Raw genomic sequence first — 10,285 nt, 5'->3', positions numbered from 1 at the left:
CCGCCGCTACCCACACCGCCGCCGCCACCGCCCGCACCCGCTGCGCCGCCGACACCACCCTCGCCGCCGGTGCCGCCAACCCCGGTGGTGCTGTCCGCACCGCTACCGCCGGTGCCGCCGGTGCCGCCCTTACCGCCGACACCACCCGCCCCGCCCGAGCCATTGGTACCCCCGGCACTGTCACCACCCGCGCCGCCTTGACCGCCCGCACCGCCGGCGAACCCAGCGCCACCAGTGAGACCGCTGCCCGCGGCCGCGTCGGCGCCGTCAGCGCCTTGGCCGCCGGCCCCGCCCGCACCGCCGGTGCCACCGACCCCGGCGTTGCCACCCGCGCCCGCGCTGCCGCCGGTCCCGCCACCGCCGGCGCCCCCGCCGGCACCGCCGGCGCCCGCAGCGCCGCCGATACCACCGTCACCTCCAGTACCGCCCACACCGGTGGTGCTGTCCGCGCCGCTACCGCCCACACCGCCGGTGCCGCCCTTGCCTCCAAGGCCGCCGGCGCCGCCGGAGCCGTTGGTGCCGCCCACGCCGGAGTTACCGCCGGCACCACCGGAACCACCGGCCCCGCCGGCAAACCCGGTACCGCCGGTTAGACCGCTGCCGGGTGTCGCGTCCGTGCCTGCGCCGCCTTGACCACCCGCACCACCCTGACCGCCGGTCCCGCCTATGCCGGCGTTGCCCTGGGCACCTGTGCTGCCTCCGCTGCCGCCGCTACCGATCGCCCCGCCGGCCCCGCCGGCACCCGCAGCGCCGCCGATTCCGCCTTCACCGCCGGTAGCGCCCACACCCGTGGTGCTGTCGGCACCGCTTCCGCCGGCACCACCGACGCCGCCCGTGCCGCCGGCGCCGCCAGCCCCGCCCGAACCGTTGGTCCCACCAAAGCCGGACCCGCCGCCGGTCCCGCCAGCACCGCCGGTGCCACCGGCAAACCCAGTGCCACCGGTGAGACCACTTCCCGCGGCCGCGTCCGCTCCGGCCCCGCCGGTCCCGCCAGCGCCACCCTTACCGCCGGTACCGCCCACGCCGGCATTACCGGTGCTTCCAACACTGCCGCCGATCCCGCCGCTGCCGGCGACCCCACCGGCGCCGCCGGCACCGGCCGCGCCGCCAGTCCCGCCGGTTCCGCCGGTTCCGCCGACCCCGGTGACGCTGCTAGCGCCTGACCCGCCGATGCCGCCAATTCCGCCGATGCCGCCCACTCCGCCGGCCCCGCCGGAGCCGTTCGTGCCGCCCGCTCCGGAGCTGCCGCCGACACCCCCGGCGCCGCCGGCCCCGCCGGCGAACCCGCTGCCGCCCGTGAGACCGGTACCGGCGGCCGCGTCGGCACCCGCGCCACCGGCACCGCCGGTGCCGCCGGTGCCGCCTTGACCACCCTCACCCGCGTTGCCGGTAACGCCGACAGCGCCGCCACTGCCGCCAGAGCCCACCGCGCCTCCGGCGCCGCCCGCACCGGCGGCTCCGCCGACACCGCCGGCACCGCCGGTCGCGCCGATCCCGCTGAGGTTGTCCGCACCAGACCCGCCAGCGCCGCCGGCTCCGCCTTTGCCGCCGATCCCGCCAGTACCGCCAGTGCCGTTGGTGCCGCCCAAACCGGAATTGCCACCGGAACCGCCGGCACCGCCCGCCCCGCCGGCGAATCCGCTACCACCCGTTAGGCCGCTGCCCATGGGGCTGTTGGTGCCGTCACCGCCGGCGCCGCCAACGCCACCAGTGCCGCCCATGCCGCCGATGCCCGCGTTACCCACTGCCCCGCCGGTGCCACCGGTTCCTATTGCACCGCCCGCCCCGGCGCTGCCGCCGGCTCCGCCGACGCCGCCGGCACCACCCTGGCCGCTGAGATTGTCTGCCCCAGCACCGCCAACTCCGCCCGCGCCACCGGTACCGCCAACTCCGCCGGTGCCGTTTACACCGCCCACGCTGTTGCCGCCGGCACCGCCGGCGCCACCGGCACCGCCGGCAAAGCCCGGTCCGCCAGTGGCGCCGGAAATAATCGCGTCAAGACCTGCAGCGCCAGCCCCGCCGGCTCCGCCGTGCCCGCCGGTGCCCCCGGTGCCCGCGCTCCCGGCCGCGCCACCGGTGCCGCCGGCCCCGGCCGCACCGCCGGCTCCGGCGATTCCACCCGTTCCGCCGTCACCTCCGGTACCGCCAACACCAGTCAGGCTGTCGGCCCCGGCTCCGCCGGTCCCGCCCTTGCCGCCGGCACCACCAGCGCCCCCGGATCCATTAAGCCCACCGGCCACCGCGTTGCCGCCGGCCCCTCCCGCGCCGCCGGCCCCACCGGCAGAGCCCTTACCGCCGCCGTCACCGGAGTTGGGCGTGGCATCAGTACCAGCTGCCCCGCCGCCGCCGGCGCCGCCGGCCCCGCCCGTGCCGCCGACCCCCGTCGCGCCCGCCGTCCCGCCAGATCCGCCGGTCCCAGCCGCACCGCCGCTGCCTGCGGTGCCGCCGGCGCCGCCGGTCCCGCCCGTGCCGCCGACACCTGTCGAGCTGTCAGCTCCGGCACCACCTGCACCGCCGATACCGCCCGCACCGCCGGCACCGCCGGATCCGTTGACCCCGCCGCCGACCGCATTACCGCCAGCGCCGCCGGCGCCGCCGGCCCCGCCGGCGAACCCGACCCCTCCGGCGTCGCCAGAGCCGGCGCTGGGACTGCTGCCGGCTAACCCGGTCCCACCCGCGCCGCCGGCCCCGCCGGTGCCGCCGGCACCCACGCCGCCGGCAGCCCCGCCAGAGCTCAATAATCCGCGCGCGCCCCCGGCCCCGCCGGAGCCGGCAACCCCGCCGGTGCCGCCGGCCCCGCCGTCGCCGCCGATACCGCCCAGCCCGGCCACGGAGCCGTCAGCACCCGCGCCGCCGGCCCCGCCGGCGCCGCCGGCACCGCCGGCACCGCCGTGACCGCCTCCGCCCAGCAGCCACGCACCGTGACCCCCGGCTCCACCGTCGCCGCCGATCCCGCCGATGCCACCGCCGGTGCCAACGGTGCCGACCGCTCCGCCGCCGCCGGCCCCGCCGGCGCCGCCCGCGCCGCCGGCGGCGAGGAATCCACCAGCACCCCCGACGCCGCCCTGGCCGCCGTGCCCGCCGACACCGCCGGTGCCCGCGTCGGCCCCAACTCCGCCGGCCCCACCCGCGCCGCCGGCACCGAATAGCAGTTCTGCGCGTCCGCCCGCCCCGCCGGTGCCGCCGCCGTAGCCGCCGGTCCCGCCGGGTCCGCCGCCGCCCCAGATCCAGCCACCGCTACCACCAGCTCCACCGGTACCGCCGCCGGCGCCGCCGGTCCCGCCGGCCCCACCGCTACCGAACAACCAGCCGCCGGAGCCGCCGGCGCCACCGGTGGCCCCCCCTGCTCCACCGGCGCCGCCGGCACCGCCGTAGCCCCACAATCCCGCCGACCCACCGGCCCCGCCGGCCTGGCCGGTCGCGCCGGCCGCACCGGCACCGCCGTTGCCGATCAGGATCCCGCCGTCTCCACCGGATCCACCGGGGGTGGTCGCATTTGCGCCGTTCCCGATCAGCGGGCGCCCGAATATCGTTTGCGTGGGCGCATTGATTAGTCCTAATAAAGTCTGCTCGACGTTGGTGGCCTCAGCAGCGGCATAGGCATTGATGCCGAACTGCAACGACTGCACAAATTGGCGATGGAACGACTGCACCTGCAGGCTGATCGCCTGATATTCCTGGCCGAAGCCGCCAAACAGGGCCGCGATCTCGGCAGAAACCTCGTCGGCGCCGGCGGCTAGCACCTGTGTCGTCGAAGCCGCTGCGGCCGCATTAGCCGCACTCACGCTGGATCCGACACCCGCTAAGTCGGCAGCCGCTGCGGCTACCACTTCAGGTGAGATCCACACATAAGACATCGGGCGGCTCCCACCATTTACTAGCAGCTATCACACCCAATTAGTGGCGTGGCAGGTAAGCCGCGACTTTAGCCGTTCGGCGCCAAATCCGTTATCGGTTTGGTCGCTTTCAACGGTTATGCAAATGTGAGAGGGTGCATGTTGTCTGCATATCCGGCTATCGCATGGGCGAAATCACCAAAAACCAGACTTCGGGTTGTGCTGGTCGCACTTCCGGATGCTATAGATGCGTGTATCTGCTTGTCGCACAGTCAATTGCGGTCCGAAGCAGTCGCAGTACTCGCCCCCGACTGGACTCGAATCCGGTGGCGGTGGCAATAGTGCAAGTTAATGGGTCACCGGCGTGGCGACGACTCAATGCTTCGCGGAATAGGTAAAAGTTGATCATTGAGTGCTCGCGATTACGCACATCCATTTGGAATTGAATTCATAAACGTTACTTAAACGAATTAAGCAGGCCGGTGCGTGCTTGAATTATTTCGTACCAAAAGTATGGCATTCAACGGGCGTTTGGGATTTGTGGGCGATCGAGGGTTCGCGACACCCTATCGCTGGCCCGCGTTTGCCTGAGGCGCCAGATCGCCGCCGGCCCCGGGCCGGCGGCCTCGTTGCTGGCCGCCCGCCAACCCAACCTGCTCGCAAGAAGCTTCCGTCGCAGCTCATGGCGGCAACTCGCCGACGTCGTCGCGTGTTAACGGCGCCGGTGGGTGCCGTCGTGCCACGGTCGCCGCTCAACGAGGCGACGCGAGGGGCAGCAGCCGGCTCCGGACCTTTGGAATCACCACGGTGTCCAGGTCGTCCGGCGCACCTGCGAGCGGTTCGTAATCTGGACAGGCCGCTTCGCTTTGTGAATTCATATCTGTCGGTCATCTGCCGGCCGTCTGCCCGGCCGTGTGCCGGCTGGTTCGGCCGGCGCGGCCGGCCGTCTGCCCGGCCGTGTGCCGGCTGGTTCGGCCGGCGCGGCCGACAGCACCCTGCCGCCGGTGACCGCGCGCCGCCGGCCGCGTCTACAGTCGAAACGCGATGACGATCGATGTATGGATGCAGCATCCGACACAGCGGTTCCTGCGCAGCGACATGCTGGCCTCCTTGCGGCGCTGGACCGGCGGAGCGATGCCCGACACCGACATTCCCATCGAGACCACCGTCGCATCGATGGATGCCGCCGGCGTCGGCTTAGGCCTGCTCAGCGCGTGGCGCGGCCCCGGCGGCCAGGACCTGATCTCCAACGACGAGGTCGCCGAGTGGATCAGCCGGCATCCCGCGAGGTTCGCCGGGCTGGCGACGGTCGAACTGGACCGTCCGATGGTCGCGGTCCGCGAACTGCGCGGCCGCCTACAAGACGGCTTCGTCGGCCTGCGGGTGGTGCCCTGGCTGTGGAACGCGCCGCCGACTGACCGCCGCTACTATCCGCTGTTCGCCGAATGTGTGGAAGCGGCAGTGCCGTTCTGCACCCAGGTCGGTCACACCGGCCCGCTGCGGCCCTCGGAGACCGGACGCCCGATCCCCTACATCGATCAGGTTGCCCTGGACTTCCCAGAACTCACCATCGTGTGCGGGCATGTCGGCTACCCCTGGACCGAGGAGATGGTCGCAGTGGCCCGCAAGCACGAGAACGTCTATATCGACACCTCGGCCTACACCATCAAGCGGCTGCCGCATGAGCTCATCCGATTTATGAAAACCGGTACCGGGCAACGAAAAGTCTTGTTCGGCACCAACTATCCGATGATAGGGCACACACACGCCCTGGCCGGACTCGACGAACTCGGCCTCAGCGATGACGCCCGACACGACTTCCTGCATGCCAACGCCAAGCGGGTTTTCCGGCTCGCCGAACGAGAGGTTTCCACATGAACGGTGCCCAGGCCCTGATCAACACGTTGGTCGACGGGGGAGTGGACGTGTGCTTCGCCAACCCCGGCACCTCGGAGATGCATTTCGTGGCGGCGCTGGACGACGTGGCCCAAATGCGCGGTGTGCTAACCCTTTTCGAGGGTGTGGCCACCGGTGCCGCCGACGGTTACGCGCGCATCGCCGATAAGCCCGCAGCCGTACTGCTACACCTGGGACCGGGATTGGGCAACGGCCTGGCCAATCTGCACAACGCGCGGCGGGCCGGGGTGCCGATGGTGGTGGTCGTCGGCGATCACGCCACTTATCACAAAAAGTACGACGCCCCACTGGAATCCGACATCGATGCGCTCGCCGGCACCGTTTCGGGCTGGGTACACCGGACAGCATCCGCCGCGAACGTCGGCGCCGACACCGCCGAAGCCATGGCCGCCAGCCGGTCCGGCCCACAAGTTGCCACCCTGATCCTGCCCGCCGACGCGTCGTGGTCCGACGGTGCCCAACCCGGCACCCCGGCCGGCGCGCAACCCAACCGAAAACCAGCCGACATCGCGTCGGTGGCCAAGGTGCTGCGGTCCAACGAGCCGGCGATGATTCTGATCGGGGGAGACGCCACCCGCGGACCGGGGCTGGCCGCGGCCGCCCGGATTGCCGAGGCCACCGGAGCGCGCTGGCTTTGTGAAACCTTCCCGACCCGACTCGAGCGCGGGGCCGGTGTGCCCGCCGTCGATCGGCTCAACTATTTCGCCGAGGGTGCGGCCGCCCAACTGGACGGCGCCAAGCATCTGGTGCTGGCCGGCGCGAAGTCACCGGTGTCGTTCTTCGCCTATCCGGGCATGGCCAGCGACCTGGTACCGGCGGGCTGTGAGGTGCACGTGCTCGCCGAATACAGCGGCGCCGCAGACGCTTTGACCGCGTTAGCCGATGAACTGGCGCCCGGGACAACGGCGCCGCTGGCGGCGGTGGCGCGCCCGTCGCTACCGTCGGGGGCGCTGACGTCGCTGTCGGCGGCCGGCGTGATCGGCGCGCTGCTGCCCGAACGCGTGATCGTCGTCGACGAGTCCAATACCTCCGGGCTGCCGCTGGCGCAGGCCACCGCGGGCGCTCCGGCTCACGACTGGCTGACGCTGACCGGGGGAGCGATCGGTTACGGCATCCCGGTCGCGGTGGGGGCCGCGGTGGCCGCCCGGGACCGGCCGGTGCTGAACCTGGAGTCCGACGGTTCGGCGATGTACACGATTTCGGGGCTGTGGACACAGGCGCGGGAGAACCTCGACGTCACGACCGTGATCTACAACAACGGGGCCTACGACATCCTGCGTCTGGAGCTGCAACGCGTGGGAGCCGGATCTGCGCCGGGCCCTAAAGCGCTTGATTTGCTCGATATCTCACGCCCCACCCTGGATTTCGTCAAGATCGCCGAGGGTATGGGCGTGCCGGCCCGGCGGGTGAGCACCGCCGACGAATTCGCCGACGCGCTGCGGTGGGCGTTTACTGAACCCGGACCGCACCTCATCGACGCGGTGGTGCCCTCGCTGATGGGCTAGCTAGGTAACGGTGCCGTTGGTGCCGTCTGTGCCATCGGTGCCATCGGTGCCGTTGAAGCCGCCGCCGGTCCCCATGCCGCCGTCACCGCCTTGGCCGCCGGGGCCGCCCAGACCGCCGGGTGCGCCGACCCCGTCACCGCCGTTGCCGCCGTTGCCGCCGTTGCCGGCGTTGCCACCGTTGCCAAGGGGTGCGGTGTTGCCGCCGCCGTTGCCGCCGAGCCCGCCTTTGCCGCCGTCACCGCCGGCGCCGCCGGCGTTGACGCCGCTGCCGCTGCCGCCCTTGCCGCCGTCGCCGCCGTCGCCGCCCCGAGCGCCGTTGGCGGCGGTGTCGCCACTGATGGTGTTGTCCGCCCCGGCTCCGCCGTTTCCGGCGTTACCGCCGGTTCCGCCGGCGCCGCCGTTGGCGCCCGCGCCGATACCCATGCCCGCGTCGCCGCCCTTGCCGCCTTTACCGCCGTTGCCGCCCGCGGTGCCGTTCTCGGCAGTGCCGGGGCCGGGGGAGAGACCGTCTCCGCCGTCGCCGCCATGACCACCGGCCCCGCCGCTGCCGTTGGTACCGCCGGCACCGGCGCCGCCACCTTGGCCGCCTTGTCCGCCCTCGCCGCCGTTGTTTCCGTTGACGCCCAGCAGGAAGCTCGACTCGCCTTTGCCGCCGGTGCCGCCGGTGCCGCCGTTGCCGCCGACGCCCGCGTGGCCGGCGACCCCGCCGATGTTGGCCACACCGCCGTCGCCGGCCTGCCCGCCGGAACCGCCCATGCCACCGGTGCCGGCGGTGCCGCCGGTGCCAAAACCGCCGTCACCGCCTTGGCCGCCTTGGCCGCCCTCGCCGCCGTTGCCGCTGGCAGCGCTGCTGATCTGGTCCGTGTTAAGGCCACCGATGCCGCCGTTGCCGCCCTGTCCGCCGTTGCCGCCTTTGCCGCCGACCGTGTTGTCGGAGCCGATGCCGCCTTTAGCGCCCAGGCCGCCCTTGCCGCCGTCGCCGGCCACCCCGCCCTTGCCGGCCGCGCCCACGCCGGTGCCCGCGTTGCCGCCGTTGCCGCCGACGCCGCCGTCGCCGCCATTGCCGCCGTCCATATCGATGGTGCCCGCCTTACCGGCACCGCCCTTGCCGCCGGTACCGCCGGCGCCGCCGTCGCCGTTGGTACCGCCGACGCCGGCGCTGCCGCCCGCGCCGCCCACTCCGCCGTCGCCGCCTTTGAATCCGGCCTGGCCGGCGACGGTGGCGTCGGCGCCGGTGCCGCCGGTACCGCCGGTGCCGCCGTTGCCGCCGATGCCGGCGTGGCCGGCGGCGCCGCCGGTGTTGGCCGCACCACCGTCGCCGGCCTGCCCGCCGGCGCCGCCGGTACCACCGGTGCCGGCGGTTCCGATTGTGCCGGTGCCGCCTTGGCCGCCTTGGCCGCCCTGGCCACCGTTGCCGCCGTTGCCGCTGGCAGCGCTGCTGGCTTGGTCGGTGTTGAGGCCGCCGATGCCGCCGGCCCCGCCTTGGCCGCCCTGGCCACCTTGACCGCCCTTGGCGTTGGCCGCGCCGGTGCCACCTTGGCCGCCGTGACCGCCCTGGCCGCCGTCGCCCGCGATCCCGCCGCTGGCGGCCGCGCCCACGCCGGTGCCGGCATTGCCGCCGTTGCCGCCGGTCCCGCCGTTGCCACCGTTACCGCCGGTCAGGCCGGTGGCGGCGGCCTTGCCGACGCCACCGTTGCCGCCGTTGCCGCCGGCGCCGCCGTCGCCGTTGGTGCCGCCGACGCCGGCGCTGCCGCCCGCACCGCCCTGGCCGCCCTGCCCGCCGTTGAAGCCGGAGCCTCCCGGGCCGGTGCCATCGGCGCCGGTGCCGCCTTGGCCGCCGGCGCCGCCCTTACCGCCGATGCCGTCGTTGCCGGCGACGCCGCCGGTGTTGGCCGAACCGCCTTCGCCGGCCGTCCCGCCGACACCGCCAGTGCCGCCGGTACCCGCGGGTCCGATGGTGCCGGTTCCGCCGGTGCCGCCTTGTCCGCCCTGCCCACCGTTGCCACCATTGCCGCTGGCAGCGCTGCTGAACTGGTCGCTGTTCAGCCCGCCGGTGCCGCCCTTGCCGCCGTTACCGCCGCCCCCGCCTTCGCCGCCCATCGAATCGGCTGCGCCGGTACCGCCCTGGCCGCCCTGGCCGCCGTTTCCGCCGTTACCGGCCGCGCCGCCGCTGCCGGCCGCGCCCACGCCGGTACCGGCATTGCCACCGTTACCGCCGTTGCCGCCGATGCCGCCGGCCCCGCCGGCCTGGCCGGTCGCGCCGGTCTTGCCGGTGCCGCCATCGCCGCCGAGGCCGCCGGCCCCGCCGTCGCCGTTCACGCCGCCTACACCGGCGTCGCCACCGGCACCACCCTGGCCACCCTGGCCGCCGGTGAAGCCGATGCTGCCGGGGCTCGCGTTGGAGGTGCCCTTGCCGCCCTGGCCGCCCTGGCCGCCCTGACCGCCGATGCCGGCGTTGCCGACGACGCCGCCGGTGTTGGCCGCACCGCCCTCGCCGGCCTGCCCGCCGCGGCCTCCGGTGCCGCCATTGCCGGCGGTCCCGATGGTGCCCGCGCCGCCTTGGCCCCCTTGACCGCCCTTGCCGCCGTTGCCGCCGTTGCCGCTGGCTGCGCTGGTGACTTGGTCGGTGTTGAGGCCGCCGACACCGCCGTCGCCGCCCCGGCCGCCGTCGCCGCCCTTGCCGCCGCCGACATCTGCGGCGCCGGTTCCACCCGTGGCGCCGATTCCACCGTTGCCGCCAACGCCCCCGGCACCGCCGTTGCCGGCCGCTCCGACGCCGGTGCCGGCAGCGCCGCCGTTGCCGCCGGTGCCGCCGGCGCCGCCTCGGCCGCCATCCAGACCGGTCGCGGCGGCCTTGCCCGCGCCACCGTTGCCGCCGGTACCGCCGGCCCCGCCGTTGCCGTTGGTGCCGCCGACGCCGGCGCTGCCGCCCGCGCCGCCCACTCCGCCATCGCCGCCTTTGAATCCGGCCTGGCCGGCGACGGTGGCGTCGGCACCGGTACCGCCCGTGCCACCGGCGCCACCGTT

3 protein-coding genes and 1 pseudogene are annotated in these 10,285 nt (G+C 74.2%); 2 read left to right on the top strand and 2 right to left on the bottom strand.

The features are described 5' to 3' along the window. On the bottom strand, nt 1-3,857 hold a 3,857-nt coding region (locus AWC27_RS32165), incomplete at its 3' end, for a PE family protein (RefSeq protein ID WP_085671393.1). Between the two features lie 1,023 nt (nt 3,858-4,880). On the opposite strand from AWC27_RS32165, the gene AWC27_RS16065 reads away from it, so the two are divergent. Together AWC27_RS16065 and AWC27_RS16060 are read left to right on the top strand one after the other, a co-directional pair. Next, complete coding sequence (locus tag AWC27_RS16065) at nt 4,881-5,714, top strand: amidohydrolase family protein (protein ID WP_085671392.1); 834 nt, start codon at nt 4,881-4,883, stop codon at nt 5,712-5,714. Further along, complete coding sequence (locus AWC27_RS16060) at nt 5,711-7,258, top strand: acetolactate synthase large subunit (RefSeq protein WP_085671391.1); 1,548 nt, start codon at nt 5,711-5,713, stop codon at nt 7,256-7,258. Before AWC27_RS16065 ends, AWC27_RS16060 begins: the two co-directional genes overlap by 4 nt. On the opposite strand, the pseudogene AWC27_RS32160 reads toward AWC27_RS16060, so the two are convergent. After that, nucleotides 7,259-10,285 (bottom strand): annotated as a pseudogene (locus tag AWC27_RS32160) (PE family protein); the annotation flags it as partial.

Source organism: Mycobacterium szulgai (assembly GCF_002116635.1).
Taxonomy (GTDB): domain Bacteria; phylum Actinomycetota; class Actinomycetes; order Mycobacteriales; family Mycobacteriaceae; genus Mycobacterium; species Mycobacterium szulgai.
Note: the sequence above shows the minus strand (reverse complement) of the source record. Positions and strands in the feature narration are given on the sequence as shown.